Source organism: Mycoplana sp. MJR14, assembly GCF_029210525.1.
In the GTDB taxonomy this organism is placed as follows: Bacteria; Pseudomonadota; Alphaproteobacteria; order Rhizobiales; family Rhizobiaceae; genus Mycoplana.
Genome location: NZ_JARGEO010000004.1, coordinates 97,992 through 120,175, shown reverse-complemented (window position 1 = coordinate 120,175; position 22,184 = coordinate 97,992). Strand labels below are relative to the sequence as shown.

At 65.0% G+C, this 22,184-nt stretch carries 24 protein-coding genes and 1 tRNA gene; 5 read left to right on the top strand and 20 right to left on the bottom strand.

Annotated elements, in window-relative coordinates; genetic code table 11:
* Positions 1-70: 70 nt before the first annotated feature.
* From P0086_RS11280 to obgE, 10 genes are all read right to left on the bottom strand, one after another.
* A complete protein-coding gene (locus P0086_RS11280) occupies positions 71-598 on the bottom strand; it encodes an RNA pyrophosphohydrolase (RefSeq protein WP_112596775.1) in 528 nt (175 codons plus the stop codon).
* Between the two features lie 8 nt (positions 599-606).
* Positions 607-1,824: a divergent polysaccharide deacetylase family protein gene (locus P0086_RS11275; RefSeq protein WP_275785455.1), complete on the bottom strand. Its 1,218-nt coding sequence runs from the start codon at positions 1,822-1,824 to the stop codon at positions 607-609.
* Positions 1,825-1,890: 66 nt separating this feature from the next.
* Positions 1,891-3,213 carry a S41 family peptidase gene (locus P0086_RS11270; RefSeq protein WP_112596778.1) on the bottom strand — a complete coding sequence of 441 codons (1,323 nt, stop codon included), beginning with the start codon at positions 3,211-3,213 and terminating at the stop codon, positions 1,891-1,893.
* Positions 3,203-4,678, bottom strand: a complete 1,476-nt coding sequence (locus P0086_RS11265; RefSeq protein WP_275785452.1) for a murein hydrolase activator EnvC — start codon at positions 4,676-4,678, stop codon at positions 3,203-3,205. The genes P0086_RS11270 and P0086_RS11265 overlap by 11 nt, the downstream gene beginning before the upstream one ends.
* Positions 4,679-4,745: 67 nt before the next feature.
* Positions 4,746-5,228 (bottom strand): 23S rRNA (pseudouridine(1915)-N(3))-methyltransferase RlmH, encoded by a 483-nt coding sequence (rlmH, locus tag P0086_RS11260; protein WP_275785450.1) that lies wholly within the window; start codon positions 5,226-5,228, stop codon positions 4,746-4,748.
* Positions 5,229-5,326: 98 nt separating this feature from the next.
* Entirely contained in the window at positions 5,327-5,821 is a 495-nt protein-coding gene (gene rsfS / locus P0086_RS11255; RefSeq protein WP_275785448.1) for a ribosome silencing factor, read from the bottom strand.
* Between the two features lie 23 nt (positions 5,822-5,844).
* Positions 5,845-6,474 carry a nicotinate-nucleotide adenylyltransferase gene (locus tag P0086_RS11250; protein WP_112596972.1) on the bottom strand — a complete coding sequence of 210 codons (630 nt, stop codon included), beginning with the start codon at positions 6,472-6,474 and terminating at the stop codon, positions 5,845-5,847.
* A gap of 15 nt (positions 6,475-6,489) precedes the next feature.
* Positions 6,490-7,773 carry a glutamate-5-semialdehyde dehydrogenase gene (locus P0086_RS11245; RefSeq protein ID WP_275785446.1) on the bottom strand — a complete coding sequence of 428 codons (1,284 nt, stop codon included), beginning with the start codon at positions 7,771-7,773 and terminating at the stop codon, positions 6,490-6,492.
* Positions 7,766-8,941 (bottom strand): glutamate 5-kinase, encoded by a 1,176-nt coding sequence (gene proB / locus P0086_RS11240; RefSeq protein ID WP_275785444.1) that lies wholly within the window; start codon positions 8,939-8,941, stop codon positions 7,766-7,768. Before proB ends, P0086_RS11245 begins: the two co-directional genes overlap by 8 nt.
* Before the next feature lies 1 nt (position 8,942).
* Complete coding sequence (gene obgE, locus P0086_RS11235; protein WP_112610535.1) at positions 8,943-9,956, bottom strand: GTPase ObgE; 1,014 nt, start codon at positions 9,954-9,956, stop codon at positions 8,943-8,945.
* An 84-nt stretch (positions 9,957-10,040) separates the two neighbouring features.
* On the opposite strand from obgE, the gene P0086_RS11230 reads away from it, so the two are divergent.
* Positions 10,041-10,901 (top strand): endonuclease/exonuclease/phosphatase family protein, encoded by an 861-nt coding sequence (locus P0086_RS11230; protein ID WP_275785442.1) that lies wholly within the window; start codon positions 10,041-10,043, stop codon positions 10,899-10,901.
* A gap of 145 nt (positions 10,902-11,046) precedes the next feature.
* On the opposite strand, the gene P0086_RS11225 is transcribed toward P0086_RS11230, so the two are convergent.
* The 4 genes from P0086_RS11225 to rplU form a co-directional block, all read right to left on the bottom strand.
* Positions 11,047-11,637 (bottom strand): GNAT family N-acetyltransferase, encoded by a 591-nt coding sequence (locus P0086_RS11225; RefSeq protein WP_112614147.1) that lies wholly within the window; start codon positions 11,635-11,637, stop codon positions 11,047-11,049.
* Positions 11,634-12,266 (bottom strand): GNAT family protein, encoded by a 633-nt coding sequence (locus P0086_RS11220; RefSeq protein WP_112610529.1) that lies wholly within the window; start codon positions 12,264-12,266, stop codon positions 11,634-11,636. Before P0086_RS11220 ends, P0086_RS11225 begins: the two co-directional genes overlap by 4 nt.
* Positions 12,267-12,391: 125 nt before the next feature.
* Positions 12,392-12,661, bottom strand: a complete 270-nt coding sequence (rpmA, locus tag P0086_RS11215; protein ID WP_112596790.1) for a 50S ribosomal protein L27 — start codon at positions 12,659-12,661, stop codon at positions 12,392-12,394.
* Between the two features lie 29 nt (positions 12,662-12,690).
* Positions 12,691-13,065 carry a 50S ribosomal protein L21 gene (gene rplU, locus P0086_RS11210; RefSeq protein WP_112596791.1) on the bottom strand — a complete coding sequence of 125 codons (375 nt, stop codon included), beginning with the start codon at positions 13,063-13,065 and terminating at the stop codon, positions 12,691-12,693.
* 318 nt (positions 13,066-13,383) lie between these two features.
* Between rplU and P0086_RS11205 the strand changes: the two genes are divergently transcribed.
* Positions 13,384-13,473, top strand: a tRNA-Ser gene (locus tag P0086_RS11205).
* Positions 13,474-13,553: 80 nt separating this feature from the next.
* Here the strand turns inward: P0086_RS11205 and P0086_RS11200 are convergent.
* From P0086_RS11200 to P0086_RS11190, 3 genes are all read right to left on the bottom strand, one after another.
* Positions 13,554-14,189, bottom strand: coding sequence for a hypothetical protein (locus tag P0086_RS11200; protein ID WP_275785438.1), 636 nt, complete (start codon positions 14,187-14,189; stop codon positions 13,554-13,556).
* A 203-nt stretch (positions 14,190-14,392) separates the two neighbouring features.
* On the bottom strand, positions 14,393-15,169 hold the full coding sequence (locus P0086_RS11195) for a DUF3800 domain-containing protein (RefSeq protein WP_275785436.1): 777 nt from the start codon (positions 15,167-15,169) through the stop codon (positions 14,393-14,395).
* A gap of 186 nt (positions 15,170-15,355) precedes the next feature.
* Positions 15,356-16,618 carry a cyclopropane-fatty-acyl-phospholipid synthase family protein gene (locus P0086_RS11190; RefSeq protein ID WP_275785434.1) on the bottom strand — a complete coding sequence of 421 codons (1,263 nt, stop codon included), beginning with the start codon at positions 16,616-16,618 and terminating at the stop codon, positions 15,356-15,358.
* 267 nt (positions 16,619-16,885) lie between these two features.
* Here P0086_RS11190 and P0086_RS11185 point away from each other — a divergent pair, with 267 nt between their 5' ends.
* A complete protein-coding gene (locus P0086_RS11185; protein ID WP_275785432.1) occupies positions 16,886-17,374 on the top strand; it encodes a hypothetical protein in 489 nt (162 codons plus the stop codon).
* A gap of 95 nt (positions 17,375-17,469) precedes the next feature.
* On the top strand, positions 17,470-17,643 hold the full coding sequence (locus P0086_RS11180) for a hypothetical protein (RefSeq protein WP_275785430.1): 174 nt from the start codon (positions 17,470-17,472) through the stop codon (positions 17,641-17,643).
* A 134-nt stretch (positions 17,644-17,777) separates the two neighbouring features.
* On the opposite strand, the gene P0086_RS11175 is transcribed toward P0086_RS11180, so the two are convergent.
* Both P0086_RS11175 and P0086_RS11170 read right to left on the bottom strand, forming a co-directional pair.
* On the bottom strand, positions 17,778-18,242 hold the full coding sequence (locus P0086_RS11175) for a cupin domain-containing protein (RefSeq protein ID WP_148651680.1): 465 nt from the start codon (positions 18,240-18,242) through the stop codon (positions 17,778-17,780).
* 314 nt (positions 18,243-18,556) lie between these two features.
* A complete protein-coding gene (locus P0086_RS11170; RefSeq protein WP_275785427.1) occupies positions 18,557-19,960 on the bottom strand; it encodes a PLP-dependent aminotransferase family protein in 1,404 nt (467 codons plus the stop codon).
* Between the two features lie 318 nt (positions 19,961-20,278).
* Between P0086_RS11170 and P0086_RS11165 the strand changes: the two genes are divergently transcribed.
* Positions 20,279-20,476, top strand: a complete 198-nt coding sequence (locus P0086_RS11165; RefSeq protein WP_112614155.1) for a hypothetical protein — start codon at positions 20,279-20,281, stop codon at positions 20,474-20,476.
* Between the two features lie 59 nt (positions 20,477-20,535).
* Here the strand turns inward: P0086_RS11165 and purH are convergent, their stop codons facing one another.
* The gene (gene purH, locus P0086_RS11160) at positions 20,536-22,146 is read right to left on the bottom strand and encodes a bifunctional phosphoribosylaminoimidazolecarboxamide formyltransferase/IMP cyclohydrolase (protein WP_275785425.1); all 1,611 of its coding nucleotides are present in this window, start codon (positions 22,144-22,146) and stop codon (positions 20,536-20,538) included.
* Positions 22,147-22,184: the final 38 nt, after the last annotated feature.

Below are 22,184 nucleotides of genomic sequence, written 5' to 3'. Positions count from 1 at the left end.
AAACCGAGGAGCCGCCCCGGCATCGGGGCGGCTCCATCTTTATCACAATGGCGACACGCTGGGGCCCGCCTCAGGGTGCCAGATGCCTGAAGGCGGCGACAACCTCCTCATAGACCTTGCGCTTGAAGGGAACGATGAGATCCGGAAGCGCCTGCATGGGTTTCCACGCCCAGGCGTCGAACTCCGCCTCATGCCCGCCCGGAGGCGGATTGATCGCGATCTCGCTCTCGTCGCCCTCGAAGCGGAAGGCATACCATCGCTGGGTCTGGCCGCGATACTTGCCCTTCAGGCCGATGCCGATCAGATGCGCCGGCAGGTCGTAGTTGATCCATCGTCCGGCATCTGCGAGCAGCGACACCGTTTGCATGCCGGTCTCCTCGTAGAGCTCGCGCCGGGCGGCCTGCAACGGATCCTCGTCGCGATCGATCCCGCCCTGCGGCATCTGCCAGAGTTGCGGCGAGCCGTCGTACTCGGAATTGCCGATGGCGATTCGACGCCCCGCCCAGACCAGGCCGTCGCGGTTCAGCACCATGACGCCGACGCAGGGGCGATAGGGGAGGTCCTCCGCCGAGACCGGCTTCTTCTTGTCCTTGCTCATCGTCGATCCTATTGCTTGGAAGGGTTGTCGGCCACGGCCGCGACGCCGACGATCTCGATCCCGCGCCGGCTCGCCTCCTCGCTCCAGCCGGCGATCGCCTCGATGCTCTCGTCGAAGGCCGAGGCCACCCCGATCGCGGTTCCGTTGCGGCGCGCGACGCGCTCGAGTTCGTCGAGCTTGCGCAGGATCGCCTCGCGCGACAGCGTTCCGTCGAGCTGGATGTCGGCAAAGGCGTGGGGCATGTCCAGCGCCCCGGCCACCGTGCCCGACAGCGATTGCGCCGACGAACCGTCGTCCAGAAAGAGCAGCCCGCGCTCGGCGATGTCGCGCATGACCGGCTCGACCGCGTCCGCATCGGACAGAAACCGGCCACCCATGTAGTTCATGATGCCGGTATAGTTGGTGATCTGCCCCATGGCGCGGTGGAGCTCGTCGAGATTCTTCTTCGCTCCGGCGTCGGCGAGGAGCGTGTGTGCCCCCGGATCGTTGTCCGCATCGTCGAACGGTTCCAGCGGAACCTGCAGAAGGATCTCGTGACCGTCGCGTCGGGCCTCCTGCATCCAGCGGGGTAGGCTGTTGCCGGTGGCGGCGAAGGCCAGCGTGATTTCGCCGGGCAGGTCGCGGATCGCCCGCTGGGTGCCGGTCTGGCTGAGCCCCAGCCCGCCGACGACGATTGCGACCCGCGTGCCGCGTGCGCCGGACCAGGGGCGGGCATATTGCTCGACCGGGCGCAGCCCGTCCGGGCCGATGATCGGCAGCTTGCCGAATGCGGTGTCCTCGATCAGGTCGTCGTTGGGGAAGGCGGCCGAGCGGGGATCCTGGCCGACCCGGCTGGCATCCAGGATCAGCGGGCCGGCGCCGTCGCGCGCCTTCGGCGTGAACGTCCGTACGATGCTGCCGTCGGGATTGCGCGTTTCCTCGATCTCCGCGCCGGACAAGCCCCGTTCGCGGCGAACCCCCGGCTTGTCCGACGGATCGCCGCCGGACGTGCTGCCGGCAGTAGCGCTCTCTGAAGAAGGCCTCTCAGCCTGCGCCGTCTGTTGCCCGGGCGGATCCGGCGTCTTGAAGGAGCCGCGGGGTGCGAGCAGGCTCCAGAGCGACCCGCCAAGGATGGCGACCACGGCACAGGCCGCAGCAAGCCGCGCGGCGCTGATGCGGGGCGCGCGGTTGCGGCCGGGCGACACCTTCCGGTTCTGACCGAGGGGTGCGTTGAGATCGGTTCCCAAGGAGCGGCCGCCCTGACCTTGACGGCGCAGGCCCGGATCGATGCGAGGTCGACCCGGGCACCAGCGCTAGTTCTTCAGCTCTGCCTTTTCCGGATTGGCCGGAAAGGACGGGTCGGTCTTCTGGCCGCGCAGCAGTTCGAGCGCATACTGAAGCTGGAGGTCGTCCTTGGCTTCCGGCGGCACATAGGCTGCCGAGCCCGAACCCTCGTCGCTCTCGCTCTGGCCCTTGATGTGGCCGCGCAGGCTCGATTCGCCGGCAGTCTCGAGCTTGCCCTGCAGTTCGGGCGGCAGCGGCTGCTCGACGGTGATGTCCGGCGTGATGCCGGTGCCCTGGATCGACTTGCCGGAGGGCGTGTAGTAGAGCGCCGTCGTCAGACGCAGCGCGCCGGCGTCGCCGAGCGGAATGATCGTCTGCACCGAGCCCTTGCCGAACGAGCGCGTGCCGACGACCGTCGCACGGCGAAGGTCCTGAAGCGCGCCGGCCACGATCTCCGACGCGGAGGCGGAGCCGCCGTTGACGAGCACGATGACCGGTTTGCCGTCGGTCAGGTCGCCCGGGGAGGCGTTGAACCGGCGGGTCTCGTCTTCGTTGCGGCCACGGGTCGAGACCACTTCGCCGCGCTCGAGGAAGGCGTCGGAAACGTTGATCGCCTGGTCGAGCAGGCCGCCCGGGTTGAGGCGCAGGTCGAGCACGTAGCCCTTCAGCTTGTCGGCCGGAACATCGGCCTTGATCTTCTCGATGCCGGCTTCGAGGTCGTCGAAGGTCTTCTCCGTGAACGAGATGACGCGCAGGTAGCCGACGTCGTTCTCGACCCGGTACTTGACGGCCTTGACCGCGATGATGTCGCGCATGATCGTCAGCTCGATCGGCTTGTCGGCGCCCTTGCGCAGGATCGTCAGCTTGATCGGCGTATTGACCTTGCCGCGCATCTTGTCGACGGCTTCCTCGAGCTTGAGGCCGCGCACGTCGGCGCCGTCGATCTTCGAGATCAGGTCGCCCGCAAGCACGCCCGCGCGCGCCGCCGGCGTGTCGTCGATCGGCGTGATGACCTTGACGAGTTCATCCTCCATGGTCACCTCGATGCCGAGGCCGCCGAACTCGCCGCGCGTCTGCGTGCGCATTTCCTCGGCGTCCTTGGAGTTCATGTAGGAGGAATGCGGATCCAGCGAGGAGAGCATGCCGTTGATGGCGTTCTCGATCAGCTGGTCTTCCTTCGGAGGCGTCACATACTGGGCACGGACGCGCTCGAACACGTCGCCGAAGATCGAAAGTTCGCGATAGGTCGATGCTCCGGCCGCCTCGGCCGGCACCGTCAGCGAGTAGACTGCGCTCATGGCAGTGGCACCCATCAGTGCCCCGACGAGAACAAGGGAAGCCCTACGAATCATTGCGTACCTTTCCAGACACTGTAGCAGACCACCACGGCCGAGGATCAACCGGTTTGCCATTCTTTCGAAACTCAATGTAAAGCGTCGGCCGATCCGTTTCCAGCGCCAATGCGTTTACACTCGCCACTCTTTTCGCCCCCATCACCGCCAGCGGTTCACCCGCCACGACGAACTGGCCTTCCCGTACATTCACCTGGTCCATGCCCGAAAGCACGAGGTGGTAGTCCTCGCCGGCGTTGAGGATGACCATCCGCCCGTAGCTCCGGAACATGCCCGCGAACACCACCCACCCGTCGGCGGGCGCCGTCACCAGCGCACCCGGGTTTGTCGCGAGAATCAGCCCCTGGGCGGAATGACCCGTACCATCCGCATCGCCGAACTGCCGCACGGGCTCACCCGCAACCGGATAGGCCAGGCGCTTGTGCAATTCGGAGAAGGGATATGCGGGAGCAATGCGGTTTTTGTCGGGCGATGCGGAGAGCGCCGCCTCCCGCGCCCTGGCCCGCTCCTCCTCGGTCTGGCGCGCCCGTTCGGCCTCCTGCACGCGCGCCAGCGCCGCCGCCTCGCGCACCGAGGCGATCTCGGCCTCGAGGCTGCCGATCAGGCCCTCGAGGCTGGTGGCCCGCCCCGCAAGCTCCTCAGAGCGCCGGCGTTCGGCCTCCAGCGTGCGGGTGTTTTCCGCCGCGAGCGCCTCGTTCTGGCCGATCAGCAGTTCGGAGCGTTTTTCCTCTTCGAGCCTGCTCGCCATGGCGCTCGCAAGCTCGGCCTTCTCCTTGCCGATCTCCGTGCGGATCGTCGTCAGTCGCTGCAGGTCGGCGACCAGCTTGTCCGTCTCGGCGCGGATGCCCGGAACCACCGCTCCGAGCAGGATCGCGCTCCGGACGGAGGCGAGCGCATCGTCCGGGGTCACGAGGATCGCAGGCGGCGGATTGCGCCCCATGCGCTGCAGTGCCGCCAGCACCTCGGCCAGCAGGCCGCGGCGTTCGTGCAGCGACAGGCGTGCGGCATCCTCGTCGCCGCGCATGGCTTCAAGCCGCCGCTCGCCCGCCAGGATCCTTGCTTCCATCTCCTGGCGTGCGCGCGCCGACTGGACGATGGCCTCGCGCAACGTGGCGCGATCCTTTTCCAGCTTGCCGATGCTGGCCTCAAGGTCGCGCACCTTTTCTTCCGACAGCGTGATCGTCTTCGACAGCTGCTCCAGCTCCTGGCGCGTGGTGTCCCGGCGCAGCGCAATGCCCGCGGCGGGATCGACGGGCGGGCCGGCCTGGGCGGTGACGCGACCGGTCGGGGCGAGGCTCACCGTCGGCTCGGCGGAATGGGCGGAAAGCGGGGAGGCCAGCGACAGGCCGAGGACGAGGGCGAGCAACCGGAGCGCGCGCTGCCGTCGCCACAGCAGGGTCGCCGTGCAGGTGTCGTTCCAGGACGGGGCCAACGTGGTTATGCTGCGCGCCTTGCCTTTTGCCATGTGTCTAGCGCACTCGCCGATGCACATCGAAATCAATTTTCCGTTGGGCCGCCGCGGCACGACGCGCTCACACCCGATGATAGGGATGCCCCGAAAGAATGGTGACCGCCCGATAGAGCTGTTCGGCGATCAGGATGCGGACCAGCTGGTGCGGCCATGTCATCTTGCCGAGGCACAGAACCTGGTCGGCCCGCTCGCGAAGCACCGGATCGAGCCCATCGGCGCCGCCGATGGCGATCATCAGGTCCCGCTTGCCGGCATCGCGCCAGCGGCCGAGCAGCTCGGCAAAGTCTTCCGAGCCGACCGCCTTGCCGCGTTCGTCCAGAAGCAGGAGCACGGCATCGGCCGGCAACGCCTTTTCCAGGAGCGCGGCTTCCTCGCGCTTGCGCGTCTCCGGATTGGAGGCCCGGCTTTCCGCAACCTCGGAAATCTTGCCGAGCTCCAGCCCCACGGCCGGTCCCGATTTCGCAACCCGGTCGAGATAGCGCGCGGCAAGTTCCTTCTCAGGCCCGGCCTTCAGCCGTCCGACCGCAAAAAGTCCGATCCGCATCTACCCGGTTCCTCCGACGCACACAGCGACACTGCCCACCCGAAAGGGTGCCGGAAATATGGCCGCAGGCGACGCCCGAACCCGGGCGGTGCGACGATCTAGTGCAACGTGCCCTCTTCCATGTCCGGAGCCGCCCACATCTTCTCGATGTTGTAGAACTCGCGGATTTCAGGACGGAACACGTGGACGATGACGTCGCCCGTATCGATCAGCACCCAGTCACCGGTCTCCAGCCCTTCGACGCGGGCGGAACCGAAGCCTTCATCCTTGAGGTCGGTGATCAGGTGGTCACAGATCGCCGCGACATGACGGCTGGATCGTCCGGACGCGACCACCATGTAGTCGCCCAGCGCCGATTTCCCAGCAATGTCGATCGAGACGATATCTTCTGCCTTCGAGTCCTCGAGGCTTGCGAGGACCGCTTGAAGAGCGCGTTCGGCGGCATCGTCGCCACGTCCTGCGCTTTTGGGAAGAGCGTTACGAACGCCCCCCTTCGCGTGCACTGTTGTCAGAGCAAATCCTTTCCACTTTAACAGGTCTGGCACGGTCGTGATTCGCGTCAGATGCCGCGAACCACCACTAGATTTAGGCATCAATACGTACCGGTTTCAAGACACTACTTGTTGCCCGTGTTTTTCTTTGTTTCCTCCCGCTGGCGCAGCGCGCTCGAACTGAGCGGCGAGCGGGGTCCGTGGATGAAGGTCCAGGCCGGGGCGCGACGGAAGGCCAGCGCCCGGGCATCCTCCTCGTCGACGCGCGCATGGTCGAACGTCTTGGCCATGATCGAGGACAGGAAGGCGAGCGTGGAGCCCGGACGGTCGATCACCGCGATCGGGAAGGTGCGGGCGATTCGCTGCCAGTTCTGCCAGCGATGGAAATTCCGCAGGCTGTCGGCCCCCATGATCCAGACGAAATGAACGCCCGGATTGCGCGCCCGGACGATCTCGAGCGTGCGCGCCGTATAGTTCTGGCCGATCGTCTTCTCGAAGGCGGTGACCTTGATGCGCGGATCCGGCGTGATCGCCTCCGAAAGCGCCAGCCGCTGCGCCAGCGGCGCGAGATGGCTGTGATCCTTCAAGGGATTGCCCGGCGTCACCATCCACCACAATTGGTCGAGACCGAGGCGGCGCAGCGCGATGTCCGCGACCAGCACGTGGCCTTCGTGCGGCGGGTTGAACGAACCACCGAACAGCCCGACCGCCATGCCCTTCTCGACATGGGGCATCTTCAGGTAACGCTGTTCGATGGCGTCAGCTCTCACCTAGGGCCGCACCTGTCCGGCACCGCGAACCCTGTACTTGAACGAGGTCAGCTGCTCGACGCCGACGGGCCCGCGGGCATGCATCTTGCCGGTGGCGATGCCGATCTCCCCGCCCATCCCGAATTCGCCGCCATCGGCGAACTGGGTGGACGCGTTGTGCAGCAGGATGGCCGAATCGATCTCGGCGAAAAAGCGGTCGGCGACCGCCTGGTCCTCCGCGATCACGGCTTCGGTGTGGGCCGAGGACCAGCGGTTGATGTGCTCGATCGCGCCGCCGACGCCGTCGACCAGCGCCACGGAAATGATGGCATCGAGATACTCGGTCGACCAGTCCTGCTCGGTCGCCGGCTCGAGGCCGCCGACGCGCGCGCGGATCTCCTCCGTCGCCCGAACCTCGCAGCCGGCATCCTTCAGGGCGCCGAGCAGCGGTGCCAGATGCGTCGCGGCGGCGGCCCGGTCGATCAGCAGCGTCTCCACCGCCCCGCAGACGCCGGTGCGCCGCATCTTGGAATTGACGACGAGGGTCCGGGCCATCTCCAGGTCCGCCGACCGGTCGACATAGATGTGGCAGAGCCCCTCGAGATGGGCGAAGACCGGCACGCGGGCCTCGTTCTGGACGCGGGCGACGAGGCTTTTTCCCCCGCGCGGCACGATCACGTCGATCGAACCGTCGAGCCCGGAGAGCATGGCGCCGACGGCGGCGCGATCGGCGACCGGCACCATCTGGATGGCATGCTCCGGAAGCCCTGCTTCCTTCAGGCCCCGCACCAGGCAGGCATGGATGGCCTGCGAGGAGTTCAGGCTGTCCGAACCGCCGCGCAGGATCACCGCATTGCCGGCCTTCAGGCACAGCGCCCCGGCATCCGCCGTCACGTTGGGGCGGCTCTCGTAGATCACCCCGATCACGCCGAGCGGCGTGCGCACGCGCTCGATGTGCAGGCCGTTCGGCCTGTCCCATTCCGCAATCACGTCGCCGACCGGATCCTTGAAGGCGGCAATGGCACGGATGCCGCCGGCGATCGCCTCGACGCGCTCGGGCGTTAGCGTCAGCCTGTCGATGAACGACGCGGCCACCCCGCTCTCGCGGGCATTGGCCAGATCGATCGCATTGGCGGCCAGGATCACGTCGCGATCGGCCAGGATGGCCTTCGCCATCGCCTCCAGCGCGCGGTTCTTGATCTCCGTCGTCGCCATGGCCAGCGGCCGGGCCGCGGCGCAGGCCTTGCGGCCGATGGCCGTCATGAGCGCGGCGACGTCGTCCTTCTTCTCGGCCTGGTCAAGCATGGGCTGCATCCTTCTCCTGCGCCGCGCCGGCATCGATGCGTCCGGCGCCGGTCATGACGAGATCGTCGCGATGGACCATCGCCGCGCGGCCGGCGTGACCCAGTATGCCGGCGATCTCCGTTGATTTCTTGCCCGCGATTTGGCGCGCCTCGTCGGCATCGTAGCCGGCAAGCCCCCGGGCGAGCTCGCGACCGTTCACCCCGACGATGGCGATCGTGTCGCCGCGGGAGAAGGTGCCCATGACCGTGCGCACGCCGGCCGGCAAGAGGCTCTTGCCGGACCGCAGCGCCCGTTCCGCGCCCTCGTCGATCGCCAGCGTTCCGGCCGGCTGCAATTGTCCGGCGATCCAGGTCTTGCGGGCCGTGACCGGCGACCCGGCCGGCGCGAACCAGGACGAGCGGGCGCCATCCTCGACCGCGCGCAGGGGGTGGTCGGTCTTGCCGGAGGCGATGATCATGGCGCAGCCCGCGGCGGTCGCGATCTTGCCGGCATCGATCTTGGTGCGCATGCCGCCGCGCGACAGCTCCGATGCCGCCCCGCCCGCCATCGCCTCGATCTCCGGCGTGATCTCGTCGATCGTGTCGAGGAACCGGGCTTGCGGATCAAGGTGCGGCGGCGCCGTATAGAGCCCGTCGATATCCGACAGCAGCACCAGCAGGTCGGCGCCGGCCATCGTCGCGACGCGCGCGGCCAGCCGGTCGTTGTCGCCGTAGCGGATCTCGCTGGTGGCGACCGTGTCGTTCTCGTTGATGATCGGCACCGAGCCGAGCTTCAGAAGCTGCTTCAGCGTCGCGCGTGCATTGAGGTAGCGGCGGCGCTCCTCGGTGTCGCCGAGCGTCAGGAGGATCTGGCCGGCGACGAGGCCCTCGGTCGAGAGGCTCTCCGACCAGGCGCGCGCCAGCGCGATCTGCCCGACGGCCGCCGCCGCCTGGCTTTCCTCCAGCTTCAACGCACCCTTGGGAAGCCTCAGCACGGTGCGGCCGAGCGCGATCGCGCCCGAGGAGACGACGAGGACTTCGGCGCCCCCCGCCCGAAGGCCGGCAATATCGGCGCAGACGGCATCGAGCCAGGCCTTCTTCAAGCCGCTGCCGCGGTCGACCAGCAAGGCGGACCCGATCTTGATGACGATGCGCTTGTGGCTCGACAGCGCCTTGCGGATGGCGGCCATGCTATGCCTCGTCCTGCTCTTCTGTCCCGAAGCGCACGATCTCGTCGCGCAGCGCGCGCAGCGCCTCCAGCATGCCGACATTGGTGACGGCGGACAGCAGCAGCGGTTTCTGGCCGCACGCCTTCTCCAGTTCCTTGGCCTTCTTCTTCAGCTCGGCCTCGTCAAGCACGTCGATCTGCGACAGCGCCACGATTTCCGGCTTATCCGTCAACCCGCCGCCATAGGCCTCCAGCTCGTGCTTGACGACCGTATAGGCCTTGCCGACCTTCTCCTCCTGGGCCGAGACGAGGTGGAGCAGCACGCGGGTCCGCTCGACATGGCCGAGGAAGCGGTCGCCGATGCCGGTGCCCTCATGGGCGCCCTCGATCAGGCCGGGAATGTCGGCCAGGATGAACTCGCGCCCGTCGACGGTCGCCACCCCGAGGTTCGGATGCAGCGTCGTGAACGGGTAGTTGGCGATCTTCGGACGTGCCCGCGTGCAGGCGGCGAGGAAGGTGGACTTGCCGGCATTGGGCAGGCCGACGAGCCCGGCATCGGCGATCAGTTTCAGCCGCAGCCAGATCGTCTTCTCCTCGCCCTCCAGGCCGGGATTGGCCCAGTTCGGCGCCTGGTTGGTCGAGGACTTGAAATGGGCGTTGCCGAAGCCGCCATTGCCGCCGGCGGCGAGCCGGAAGCGCTGACCCTCCTTCGTCATGTCGACGATCAGGGTCTCGTTGTCCTCCTCGAACACCTGCGTGCCGACCGGCACCTTCAGCGTCACCGAGGCGCCGCCCGCGCCGGTACGGTTGCGGCCCATGCCGTGCTGGCCGGTCGCGCCCTTGAAATGCTGCTGGTAGCGGAAATCGATCAGCGTGTTCAACCCGTTGACCGCCTCGACCCAGACATCGCCGCCGCGCCCGCCGTCGCCACCGTCCGGGCCGCCGAACTCGATGAATTTTTCACGACGGAACGAGACAGCCCCTGCACCGCCGTCACCGGAACGGATATAGACTTTCGCCTGATCGAGAAACTTCATGGGTTCGCCGTTCTTCTTTTCCCAGCCTGATGGCCGTGTCGCCGCATTCGATATAGCCGGTTCCCGCAGAGGTCAAAGACTATCGTGAAATTCGCAAGCTACAACATCCAGTATGGCATCGGCCTCGACGGCCGGCTCGACCTGCGCCGGATCGCCGGCGAGATCGGCAACGCGGACGTCATCGCCCTGCAGGAGGTCACCCGCGGCTTCCACCGCAACGACGGCATCGACATGGTCGCCGAATTGCAGGCGCTGCTGCCCGCTCACTTTTCCGTCTACTGGCCCGCCTGCGACATCGACGTCGGATCGACCATCGAGGACGGCCGCGCCGTCAGCCGCCGCTTCCAGTTCGGCAACATGGTCTTGTCGCGCTATCCGATCCTCGCCTCGCGGCTCCTGCCGCTGCCGCGCAGCCGCACGCTCGACAAGCTCAACCTGCAGCGCGGCGCGACCGAAGCGGTGATCGCCGCCCCCGGCGGCGCGCTGCGCGTCTATTCCGTCCACCTCGACCACGTCTATCGCGGCGAGCGGATCGAACAGATCCGCCATCTGAAGGAGCGCGTGCTCGCCTACGCGCTCGAAGGCGGCGCGATCTCCGGCGCCGAGGAATTCGGCCTGCCGCAGCCGCCCTTTCCCGACGACTACGTCCTGATGGGCGATTTCAACATGGTGCCGGAATCGCCCGAATACTGCGCCATGGTCGGCGACGTCGACGGCTTCTACGGCCGCCAGATCCGCGCCACCTACCCCGTCGACGTGCTCGCCGGCCTCGGCCGGCGGACGGCGGAAAGCTACAGCTGGATCGATCCGCAGAACCATGACCACCGGATGTTCCTCGACTACTGCTTCGTCAGCCACGGCCTTGTCGGGCGCCTGAAGGACGCCTGGATCGACGAGACCGCGACCGGATCCGACCACCTGCCCGTCTGGTTCGAGCTCTACTAGCCCGCCCAGCCGAACCGGCATCGCTTCGACGTCCAATCATGCCGCGAAAACGAGGCGTTGGAGCATTCCCCGGGAACTGCTCCGGCCCGTCCCGCCAGGCTGCCGGGGGTCGCCGGCAACGGCCTGCGACCCCCGGCGCTTCCATTCAGCGCAGGAACGCTGCCGGCCGGAAATCCCCCGGTGACAGCCGCGTCTCGACATGCGGCACCATGGCGCCGCGGGCGACCGAATAGACTTCGCTGAGCCCGGTGATGCGAAAGCCGATCCTGTCCTGGACCCTGAGCGAGGCCGGGTTGTCGGCGAAGACGCCGGAGTGGAGCTCCACGCCCGGCATCCGCATCAGGAAGCGGGCGACGGCGCCGTGCACCGCCTCGCTCATGTAGCCGCGGCCCCAGTAGAACCGGTTCAGCCAGTAGCCGAGATGCCAGCCGCCCGCCCGCTGCTCGAAGGCGACCGTACCGATATGGACGTCGTCTCCGGTCGTGATCGCCAGCGCCCAGCCGGGCAGAAGCCCGCTGGTGGCGTGCGACAGCCATTCCTCCGCATCCTGGCGGTCGAACGGCGCCGGCACCCGCGCCAGCATCCGCGCGACGCGGAAGTCGCCGAGCGAGCTCGCGATGGCTTCTGCATCCTGCGGCCGATGCGGCCGCAGGACCAGCCGCCCGGTCGAAAGAACCGGGCAGGGCCCGGGGTCGGGCAGGGCAGGGACATCCTTTTCCAGTCGCAGCGCGCTCATCCGAGGTTCCCCCAGCTCTTCAGCGAGACCCAGGTTCTGCGGTCGAGCCGGAACCATTCGACCGGAACCATGCCGCCGACCGCGAGGCTCTGGACCATCCCGGTCGCCTGGAACTGGAAGCCGCACTTCTGGATGACCCGGCGCGAGGCGATGTTCATCACCCGGCAGCGGGCGTCGATCTGCTCGACGTCGCGGGTGCGGAACACCATGTCCGTCAGGCTCTGTGCCGCCTCCGTGGCATAGCCCTTGTTCCAGTGCGGCTCGCCCAGCCAGTAGCCGAGCTCGACCGTCTTGCCGTCCTCGTGCGGCTCGATCCCGCAGCAGCCGAGGAATGCGCCGGTGTCCGCCTTGGTAATCGCATAGACGCACTTGCCAATCGCGCCGGCTTTCGTGCGTCGCACGAAGTCGGCGGCATCCGCGATCGTGTAGGGATGCGGCATGCGGGCGACCATCGTGGCGATGTTGGCGTTGTTGGCGAGATGGGCAAGGGCGTCGATGTCATCTTCGTGCGGGGCCCGCAGAACGAGCCGTTGCGACAGTAAGATGGGGCAATCGGTCCTCGACCGTTCCGGCCTTGGCCGCTCTTCGGGTGGCCGGGATTGGCCGTCCCTCAACATTTCGCTGAACATGTTCGATCCTCCAGATGAACAAAGGGGAGATGGATTGCCCCATCTCCCCTTTTGTTTCTGCAGGTTCGGCACCTGTAGCATCAGCCGGGTCGATGAGACGCCGGCTGTTTTAGAGCGCTACCGGCTTATTCCGCTGCTTCGGCTTTCGGCATTACAGACACGTACACGCGGCCATTGGCCTTCGTACGGAAGTTCACATTGCCGGCCGTAAGCGCAAAAATGGTGTGGTCCTTGCCGAGGCCGACATTGGCGCCCGGATGCCACTTCGTTCCGCGCTGACGGACGATGATGTTGCCTGCGATGACGGCTTCGCCGCCGAATTTCTTCACGCCAAGGCGCTTGGACTCCGAATCGCGACCGTTGCGCGAGGAACCGCCAGCTTTCTTATGTGCCATTGGTGTTCTCCTTTACCTTTGTCCTGATCTCAGTTCGCTGCTGCTTCGGCAGGGGCTTCGGTCTTCTTGGAAGACTTCTTCGCCTTGCCGCCGGCTGCCGCGATGTCGACGATCCGGACGGTGGTCTGGTGCTGGCGGTGACCGCGCGAACGCTTGGAGTTCTGGCGGCGACGCTTCTTGAAGGCGATGACCTTCTTGGCGCGGCCCTGCTCGACGACTTCGGCGGTCACGACCGCACCTTCGACGAAGGGAGCGCCGATCGTTGCGTCGGCGCCTTCGCCGACCATCAGCACTTCGGTGAATTCGATCTTGTCGCCAGCGACAGCGACGAGCTTTTCAACCGTCACGACGTCGTTGGCTGCCACGCGGTACTGCTTACCGCCGGTCTTGATGACTGCGAACATTTCTTGTCCTTTCATGTTCGGTCCGGCTCTTCGCCCGAGGGCGCGGCCGTCTTTTTGTCAGTCGGGATGACGGGCTTGCGCCCGCCGGCGAACGGTCGTCCGAACGCCCGCGAAAGGCATCGGATACAGACCGGAAGTTGCGGGACGGACCTTGGTCCTTTCCCACGCACGTGGGGCAATAGGCGAGCGCCCGGAAACTGTCAAGACCGTTTTCGCCGAGCCGGCGCAATAAGTTGGCGCCAGCATGACCATGCCCCTTGCCACGTTGCAAATCAGCCGCTATGTACCCCCCGCGCCGCCAAGGCGCCAACCGTATGCGGAGAGGTGGCAGAGCGGTTGAATGCACCGCACTCGAAATGCGGCATAGGGGCAACTCTATCGGGGGTTCGAATCCCCCCCTCTCCGCCAATAAATCCTTACGGATCAATGCCTTCCTGCCTGTAAACCGACCGTGGCCGATCTGACTCGCAGCGACTCCTCAAGGCTCTCTATAGCAGGGCCACGTTCCCGGCACTCAAGGGGTCGGCCCCGAAATACTCCACCTCTCCGGTCGTCGAAACGAGCGCGATGGCGATGCCGGCCCGATTTGCTCTGGGTGCCATCTTGATCGCGAGATCGCGCGTTGTGTTCGTGCGTGGCACGACTGCAATGTTGATCTCACCATCGCCCGATCTCGTGAGAAGTTGACCTGCCGCCTCGTGCAGCCCCTTCCGCAGGCGAGAGACCTGCCCGGCGTGCCTTGTGTTAACGATGCCGCCCTTGCATTCGGCAATAACCGATTGCCCTCCGATTGTGGCAACAACGTCGCCCTGGCCGGACTTCACATGAACCTCAAGCACCAAGTTGCCATTCAGATACCGGCCAGCATAGCTTGTCGTTCCCCAGCCTTCCTGCCAAGTGAAACCGTGCGTTGCCAGCCAGGCCTGGATCTCGAACCGCTTGCCGTGCTCGCCGTCTGGATGAATTGAGACCCGGTCAGCACCGCGCGCGAAAAGATGCATTGCAAAGGCGAGCATCACTGCAGCCTCGCTCATATGATGCTCATTGCTGCCGTCGGCCTTGCTCAGCCGCTTTTCAGGCGGTTGCCTAATTAAAATGAGTTTATGAAGCTCCGAAAAGTTCATTGGGATCCTTTCGCATCAGTGGCGAGGACATGTTCGGTAAATGACCGCCGGAATAGCAGAGTCTTTACATGCACTTAACCAGTTTTTCGCAACCGTTTGAATCTTCTTGATTTTTCCTCGAAACGCACTACATTAAGGATAAGTGGATTGGGGTTCGTTCCTGGTCGGCGTTGTGGCCTCGGTTTACCGGGGCCTTTCGCTTTTCAGGGGAAGACTTTGAGGCCGAATGACTGGCTCCTCCCCATTGGCCCTTTCCAAAACTTTTGACTTATTACGTCAAAAGCTCGATTGGGTTGATCTCCCTTTAGAATACGTAGCCCGATCGGACGTGCGATCAGATCCGCGATCTGAAGACCTGTAGAATTTGCCAATTTCGATGCAAATACAATTTCGAAGCAAGGCATCTTCGCTCCGTCTTTGGCTCCCTGCAAAAAATGGTCTCCAGCCGCGATGCGTCGAAACTCAAGCTCAAGTGCCGCGTCCTCTTTGCCTTGTCCGACCTTCTCTCGTGGGCTTCGGGACTCGCACACTATGTGGCATTGCTGATCATGATTTCCGTTGTGTTTGATGAATGCATGGGTCATTTCCATGCAGAACAGAAGGCCCAGCTGATAGGGGTTCTCCGGGCGCACGTATTTCCGCTTCAATCTGTCCTTCCGTATCACAGAGGATATGACCGTCATCGGCATACGCTCGATTACTTCGGTCAAATCTCCCATGAATCGCTCTCTCAACTTATCGTATTGAAGAAAGTGAAATGGGCCGCGGCGCTTCACGATGTCTGCTTCATGCATAACTACGGTGTCATGACCGAACCATCGAAATTTAAAGTCTTGCATCGCCGGAACAGCGCCTTGAACGTAGTCCGACTTCTTGAAAACACAAAAGGCTAATGAGAAAATCGGATAGTTTTCATCGATTGAGGTCATGCTGTGGTCGCCGCTCTCGTCCACATACACAATATAGTCTCCGAACTGCACGAGCTTCCCTTCGAATCAATTGCCAACATCACCTCAATATCACGCTTCTAGTTGTAGAGTCCTTCTATCCAGGTATCGGCGACATTCAGCAATCTCGGTGCCGAAAAGCCGTTAGTTCCCCTTCACGGGCATCCCACGTATTATCTTCAATACCGATTGCATATCACATTACAACGATCCGATAGCTCAGAGGACGCCGGCAAGATCAGTAGCGGACAGGCTGAGCATCTTCTCGCGTTCGATGTAGTCACGCTGTCTGTCGGTGATGTAGTCGCGGACGATCGGTGCGGCGTCGCGGGAGCGCGACAGCTGCATGTGGAAGACGAGCTGGCTGCCGGTGCGGAACATCATCTCCGCGCTGATCAGGTAGAATTCCCACATCCGCGCAAAACGCTCGTCGTACAGCGCGACGACCTTCTTGCGATTCGCCTCGAAGCGGGCGGCCCAGTGGGCGAGCGTCGTTGCGTAGTGAACGCGCAGAAATTCCAGATCCGTCACCCAGAGGCTGTTTCGCTCGACCACCTCGAACACTTCGGATAGCGCCGGAGAGTAGGCGCCGGGAAAGATGTATTTCCGCAGCCAGGGGCTCGCCATGCCCGGCGGGCTCATGTGCCCGATCGAATGCAGCAGCGCCAGGCCGTCATCCGGCATCAGGGCATTCAGCTTCTTGAAGAATTCGTCGTAGTGGTGGACGCCGACATGCTCGAACATGCCGACGGAGACGATGCGGTCGAAGGATCCCTCGACGTCCCGATAATCCTTCAGCTCGAAACGGACGCGCCCGGCAAGTCCTGCCTTGACGGCCCGCTGCGAGGCGAGGACCTGCTGCTCGCCGGACAGCGTCACGCCGAGAACGTCCACATCCTCCAAAGCCGCCAGATAGAGCGCAAGGTCGCCCCAGCCGCACCCAATGTCGAGCACCTTCATTCCGGGCTTCAGCCCGAGCTTGCTGGCCAGCAGCCGCAGCTTGTTGCGCTGCGCCTGCTCCAGGGTCTCGCCTTGCTCCCTGAAATAGGCGCAGGAATACAGCATGTTCTCATCGAGAAACAGTTTGTAGAAATCGTTGCCGAGATCGTAGTGATGGGCGACGTTCTGTTGTGCCTGTCCCTTGCGATTGGATTGCTGGCGCTTGCGGAAGCGCATCTTGATGGCGCGCAGAACCTTCTGGATCGGATAGGAGCCGAGCGAGAGGCGGTTGACCGAGAAGAGCGTCAGGAAATCGCGAAGCGTCGAGCCCTCCTCGAACCTCATCGTTCCATCCATGTAGGCTTCGCCGGCCGCAAGCTCGGCATTGAAGACCAATGTCCGATAGAGCTTCCTGTCGGTCAGCCGCATCGTCACCTGCGGACCCGGCGTGCCCTTGAAGACATGGCGTTTTCCCTCTGCATCGATGACCGTCAGACAACCCTTGCGTATGAATGACTTCATCATGTGCGAAAGCGGAAACATCAGCACCTCGGGTTGCTCTTGCGCGGGAAGTCCGGCGGCCCAACTGTCGTCCGATGGACGGCAGTTTGCAATATTTGCCGAAAGGAACGTTCTGCATCATCAAAGCGATGTACAGCGACTTTGCACCGACCACGTCGTAGGTGCATCCTAGAAACGAAAGGGAATTCCTGGCTATCACGACGAGGCCGGCATAGCCAAACTGTCACTGGGTGGTTTGAGAGGGACGCGACGACTCCGACTGCAGAAGGGTTGTGTGATGAAAGCGGAATGACGAGGCAGGCTATCTGCTGGGTTATGTTTATTGCAATAGAAATCCGATTTGAGGGCGCGATGCGAAAGTATGTTTTTCCGGTTTTGAGCTTTTATCTCGACTTTATATTCCTCAATGCGCTGGTCGGTCTGATCGATCACTTGGCACAGATTGCGGGGAAAGGCATCGATTCAGACATTCCCGCCTCAACGTCCTGGGTGGCCAGCTCGATCCTGGTTCTGATCATCCGGAGCATCAATATTTCGATTGGTGATCGGCTGCTCTCCTATGCCAGGGCAGAGCGGGCAATGGGCAGCAGTGCTCGTCAATGGCCCAACCTGTTACTTGGGACGATGATGGTCCTTGGTGGCCTCAAGGAAATGGTCCGTTGGTCGCAACCAGGCAATGGCATGCCTCTCTTCCTGCTTGTCGAGGAGACACCGTTCAAAATTGCGCTGTTGACCGTGTTTGGAGCGATTTGCCTCATTGGCGGAACGGGGCGCTGAGGTTCACTCCAGGTGCAAGGCTGGTCAACGCTGCGGTTCTTGCCTTCACCGCCGCAGGCCTGGCCGTCAGTTTCCATTTCAAGCGAGACGCACTAGTGGCTGCTCAAGTCGCGCGCCGCGCCAACCAAGGGCTGGAGCAGACTGCGGAACAAGCCGAGCGGGTGGTCGCTTTTGCACCCTATTTCCTGCTCAGCTTTTTCGCGGTCACGCTCTGGATACTCTATCTCTGCCGCGAAAGGCCCGCGTCGTCGGCCCAAAGAGAGGGGTGATTTTAACCAAGCGCGAGGCGACTTGTGATGCGGCCCTGAGGACCCGGGAAAGCCAGCCGATGCTGGATGCTGCAAGGTGTCGCGGCGTGAGAAGGGGCCGGACGGCCCCCTTCGCCGGTGCTTTCGTTGTCGGTTCAGGCGGCCGCTTCCTGGCCCTCGGCCGGGACGAAGGTCACGCCGAATTCGCCAGCCAGGGCGGCGACCTGTTCGGGCGTTTCCGGCTTGCAGAGCTCCACCATCGGGAAGAACGCCTCGAAGCCGCCCGGCGTCACGATCACCATCAACTCGCCGTCCTCGCTGCCGATGTTTTCGAAACGGTGCGGAATTCCACGGGGAAGGGCGATGCAGCCGCCGGCGGTCAGCTCGAGATAGTCGCCGGCGCACCAGAAGCCGAAGCGGCCTTTCAACACGCGGAAGAACTCCTCTTCCCGCTCATGGACATGGAGCGGGGGGCCTTCGCCGGGGGCGACGACGGCCTCGAACATTCCGAAGGTGCCGCCCGTATTGGCGGCCATCATACGGATAATATGCCTGCCGAACGCCCCTGCCGGCGTCCCGTGTCCGGCGGGTGACGCCGCCGGGCGCGAAAATTTCTTCATGCTGGTCTCCCGTTCAAAGTTGCATGGCCCGCGCCGCGATGCGGCGTCGATGGTGCGAACCCTGGCTCGCAAGCGGGGTTATGCCTTGCCCGCCGGCCGGGCGGTGTTCCCCGGGGCACAAGGGCCACGTGCGGTGCAGCCCCGGTCGTGGGTCAGGGTCCGGCGCTTCTTCGCGCCGGCCCCGGGGACGGCAGCACGGAGGGCCTGTCGATCCGGATGGCGCGCAGGACACGCCCTTCGGCCGTGTCGGCCGGATGCGTCAGACGACGAGACGCTCGGCGGGACCCGGCCGCGTCGCCGCCTGCCGCCCGCGCTCAGAAGAAGGAGCCCGCCATCTCCGGGGAGTTTTCGAGGGCATGCTCCATGAACTCGAGCGCCCCCTTGAGCGCTGCCCGCCGGATCGGGCCGCCGATGCAGACGCGGACCGCCTCCGGCGCCGGCCCGTCGACGGTGAAGGCATCGCTGGCCACGACGCCGATCCCCGCCGACCGCATGTGGCTGCCGAACGTCGATCGCGTCCAGCCCCCGGTCAGCGGCAGCCAGATGTTGAAGCTGAGGGGATCGCTGCGATAGCTGCCCTCCGGCAGGATCGCCGCGACGAGCGCCTGCCGCGCGGCAGCCTCCTCACGGATGAAGCGCAGGATGCCGTCGGCCGTGCCGTCGGCGATCCAGCGGGTCGCAAGCGCGAGCGTCAAGGGCGACGCCATGACGTTGTTCGCCCGCATGGCGCTCGCAAACGGCCAGGCCGCCTTGGTGTCGGGGGCGACGACATAGGCGAGCCGCAATCCGGCACCGAGACATTTCGCCAGCCCGCCGATGTGCCAGGTCAGATCGGGCGCCATCGCCGCCAGCGGCGTCGGACCATCCAGCGGGATGAAGCCGTAGGCATCGTCCTCGACGATCGGCACCTGATAGCGCCGGGCGACGGCGCAGATCTCTTCCCGTCGCCGCTCCGGGATCGTCAGGGTGAGCGGATTCTGCAGGGTCGGGTTCAGGTAGAGCGCCTTCGGCTTCTTCGCCGTGCAGGCCTGCGCGAAGGCCGCCGGGATGATGCCCTCCTCGTCCATCGGCAAACCGGCGAGCGTCAGCCTGAGCTGCGCGGCGACCGAGCGCATTCCGGGATAGGTGATGTTCTCCGAAAGCACGGTCTCGCCGGGCTTCGCCAGCATGCCGAAGATCGCAAGCAGCGCCGGATGCGCGCCGGGGGTGACGAAGATGCGCTCCTGCGGGGGAACGAGCCCGCGACGGCCGAGCCAGACGGCGGCGGCGTCCTTGTCCATCACAGCGCCGCCGAACCCCTGGTAGCGCAAGAGCGGAACGAGGTCGGCGGCAACCGCAGCGAGCCCCTCGCGCATGCGGGCGAGGAGATCCGGATCGTCCGGCTCCGGCGGCATGTTCATCGAGAAGTCGACAACCGAGGCCCGGCGCGCATCCGGCGCGGCATCGGCGACGAAGCTCCGGCGCTCCTTGTCCGCGCCGCCGGTCACGAACGTCCCGCGCCCGACATGCGAGCCGACCAGGCCCCTCTTCTGCGCCTCGAGATAGCCCCGCGCAACGGTGGTGAAATCGATGCCGAGCCGCTTTGCGAGCTCCCGCTGCGGCGGCAGGCGGTCACCTGCGACCAGATGGCCGTTGCGAAGGTCCATCTCGATGACGTCGGCGATCGCCATGTAGCGGGGACCGCTGCTGCGGCTCAGGTCCGGGGTCCAGGTCTTCATCGTCTCTGCGTATCCGGCGCGCTCTCGGATTGACTGTATATTGTTGCGCAATGCGGCTGTCACGCGCAATCGCGCGCGCCCGCGGCCGGTCGCTGCCCGAACCTTGGACGGCAGCCCCTCGCGATTGCAGGCATTGTGACGGCATTCAATCCGGGCGCCGTTGATGAAGATCACTGGCCATGCAGGAAAAGCCGGGCGCAAAAGCCGGACGATCGGGCGCGCCTGGAATCATGGTTAACGTTCCGTTGAAATTTTTCGGGTATCCAGGGAACAGAGGCGGCCGACCCGCCGTTGATGCGCCGACCCGGAGGACAGACCATGCTTGCAACCCTGCTGAACGCGCTGCGCAACGACCGCCACGAGGCGTGCGACACCGGCACCTTCGCCGATGGCGCCTTCCAGCTTTCCGAAACCGAGCTGAAGCACCTGTCGAAACAGCGCCGCGGCCAGATTTCCTACCTGCGCGACTACGGCGGCCAGCGCGTGGTGGACGCAAGCCGGATCGGACGCGCGTAGCGCCGCGCGGCGTCTCCGTTTTCAATCTGGAGATGAATCCGCTTCCGGTCCGGCGCCAATCAGTGACGGAAGTGCCGCATCCCGGTAAAGACCATCGCGACGCCGGCTTCATCCGCGGCCGCGATCACTTCGGCATCCCGCATCGAGCCGCCGGGCTGGATGACGGCGGTGGCCCCGGCCGCGATCGCCGAAAGCAATCCATCCGCAAAGGGCAGGAAAGCTTCGGAGGCAACGGCGGATCCCCGCGTGAGCGGCTCGGCAAGGCCCATCGCCTTCGCCGCGTCCTCGGCCTTCAGCGCCGCGATCCGGGCCGAATCGACCCGGCTCATCTGGCCGGCGCCGATGCCGGCCGTCCGGCCGTCCTTGGCATAGACGACCGCATTGGACTTGACGTGCTTGGCGATCTTGAAGGCGAACTTCATGTCCTCGAGCTCTTGGGCCGTCGGCGCGCGCCGGGTGACGACCTTCAGCTCGAGATCTTCGACCATGCCGTTGTCGCGGCTCTGCACGAGCAGGCCGCCCGAGACGGTCTTGGCGGCGATCCCGGGCGTGCGCGGATCCGGCAGGGCGCCGGTGACGAGCAGACGCAGGTTCGGCTTGGTGGCGATGACGGCGCGCGCGGCCTCGTCCGCGTCGGGTGCGATGATCACCTCGGTGAAGAGCTTGACGATCTCCTCGGCCGTTTCGCCGTCGAGCCGGCTGTTCAGGGCGATGATGCCGCCGAAGGCGGAGACCGGATCACAGGCGAGCGCGCGCTGATAGGCTTCCTTCAGGCTGGGCCCGGTCGCGACGCCGCAGGGGTTGGCATGCTTGATGATCGCGCAGGCCGGCCCGTTCTCCGGCAGGAACTCGGCGACGAGCTCGAAGGCGGCGTCCGTGTCGTTGATATTGTTGTAGGAGAGCTGCTTGCCCTGCAGCAGCGTGGCGGTGGCAACACCCGGCCGGCTCTCTCCGGTGACGTAGAAGGCGGCCTTCTGATGCGGATTCTCGCCGTAGCGCATCTCCTCCTTCAGCACGCCGCCGATCGTCCTGAAAGCCGGGGTCGCGATGTCGAGAGCCTCGGCGAACCAGTTCGAGATCGCCGTGTCATAGGCGGCCGTGCGCGCATAGGCCTTCGCGGCGAGCCTCTGGCGGAAGGCGTAGGGCGTCGTGCCGTCCGCCATCTCGTCGAGCAGCCCGGCATAGTCGGACGGATCGACGACGATGGTCACATAGGCGTGGTTCTTGGCCGAGGCGCGGATCATCGCCGGGCCGCCGATGTCGATGTTCTCCACCGTGGTCGGGTAGTCGCCGCCCTTGGCGCGAACCTCCTCGAAGGGATAGAGATTGATCACGGCCAGGTCGATCGCGCCGATCCCGTGCTGCTCCATCGCCGCGAGATGGTCGGCATCGTCGCGGATCGCGAGCAGGCCGCCATGCACGTTCGGATGCAGCGTCTTGACGCGACCGTCCATGATTTCGGGGAAGCCCGTGACGTCCGACACGTCTGTCACCGCGAGGCCGGCGTCGCTGAGCGCCTTGTGGGTGCCGCCGGTGGAAAGCAGGCGGACGCCCTTCTTCGACAGGGCCTGCGCCAGCTCGACGATTCCCGTCTTGTCGGAGACGGACAGCAGCGCGGTCTTAATCGCGACGCGATCGGGAGCAGGAATTTTCTTCGAGGCGACGGCCATAGGATGATCTCCGGGATTGAGGCCGACGCCCGAGCGAG

What these genes read in the sequence shown, in the direction of transcription:
- P0086_RS11280 (WP_112596775.1), bottom strand. Translation starts at nt 598, where the DNA reads ATGAGCAAGGACAAGAAGAAGCCGGTCTCGGCGGAGGACCTCCCCTAT.
- P0086_RS11270 (WP_112596778.1), bottom strand. Translation starts at nt 3,213, where the DNA reads ATGATTCGTAGGGCTTCCCTTGTTCTCGTCGGGGCACTGATGGGTGCC.
- P0086_RS11265 (WP_275785452.1), bottom strand. Translation starts at nt 4,678, where the DNA reads ATGGCAAAAGGCAAGGCGCGCAGCATAACCACGTTGGCCCCGTCCTGG.
- rlmH (WP_275785450.1), bottom strand. Translation starts at nt 5,228, where the DNA reads ATGCGGATCGGACTTTTTGCGGTCGGACGGCTGAAGGCCGGGCCTGAG.
- rsfS (WP_275785448.1), bottom strand. Translation starts at nt 5,821, where the DNA reads ATGCCTAAATCTAGTGGTGGTTCGCGGCATCTGACGCGAATCACGACC.
- P0086_RS11245 (WP_275785446.1), bottom strand. Translation starts at nt 7,773, where the DNA reads ATGCTTGACCAGGCCGAGAAGAAGGACGACGTCGCCGCGCTCATGACG.
- proB (WP_275785444.1), bottom strand. Translation starts at nt 8,941, where the DNA reads ATGGCCGCCATCCGCAAGGCGCTGTCGAGCCACAAGCGCATCGTCATC.
- obgE (WP_112610535.1), bottom strand. Translation starts at nt 9,956, where the DNA reads ATGAAGTTTCTCGATCAGGCGAAAGTCTATATCCGTTCCGGTGACGGC.
- P0086_RS11225 (WP_112614147.1), bottom strand. Translation starts at nt 11,637, where the DNA reads ATGAGCGCGCTGCGACTGGAAAAGGATGTCCCTGCCCTGCCCGACCCC.
- P0086_RS11220 (WP_112610529.1), bottom strand. Translation starts at nt 12,266, where the DNA reads ATGTTCAGCGAAATGTTGAGGGACGGCCAATCCCGGCCACCCGAAGAG.
- rpmA (WP_112596790.1), bottom strand. Translation starts at nt 12,661, where the DNA reads ATGGCACATAAGAAAGCTGGCGGTTCCTCGCGCAACGGTCGCGATTCG.
- rplU (WP_112596791.1), bottom strand. Translation starts at nt 13,065, where the DNA reads ATGTTCGCAGTCATCAAGACCGGCGGTAAGCAGTACCGCGTGGCAGCC.
- P0086_RS11200 (WP_275785438.1), bottom strand. Translation starts at nt 14,189, where the DNA reads ATGAACTTTTCGGAGCTTCATAAACTCATTTTAATTAGGCAACCGCCT.
- P0086_RS11190 (WP_275785434.1), bottom strand. Translation starts at nt 16,618, where the DNA reads ATGTTTCCGCTTTCGCACATGATGAAGTCATTCATACGCAAGGGTTGT.
- P0086_RS11185 (WP_275785432.1), top strand. Translation starts at nt 16,886, where the DNA reads ATGACGAGGCAGGCTATCTGCTGGGTTATGTTTATTGCAATAGAAATC.
- P0086_RS11175 (WP_148651680.1), bottom strand. Translation starts at nt 18,242, where the DNA reads ATGAAGAAATTTTCGCGCCCGGCGGCGTCACCCGCCGGACACGGGACG.
- P0086_RS11170 (WP_275785427.1), bottom strand. Translation starts at nt 19,960, where the DNA reads ATGAAGACCTGGACCCCGGACCTGAGCCGCAGCAGCGGTCCCCGCTAC.
- P0086_RS11165 (WP_112614155.1), top strand. Translation starts at nt 20,279, where the DNA reads ATGCTTGCAACCCTGCTGAACGCGCTGCGCAACGACCGCCACGAGGCG.
- purH (WP_275785425.1), bottom strand. Translation starts at nt 22,146, where the DNA reads ATGGCCGTCGCCTCGAAGAAAATTCCTGCTCCCGATCGCGTCGCGATT.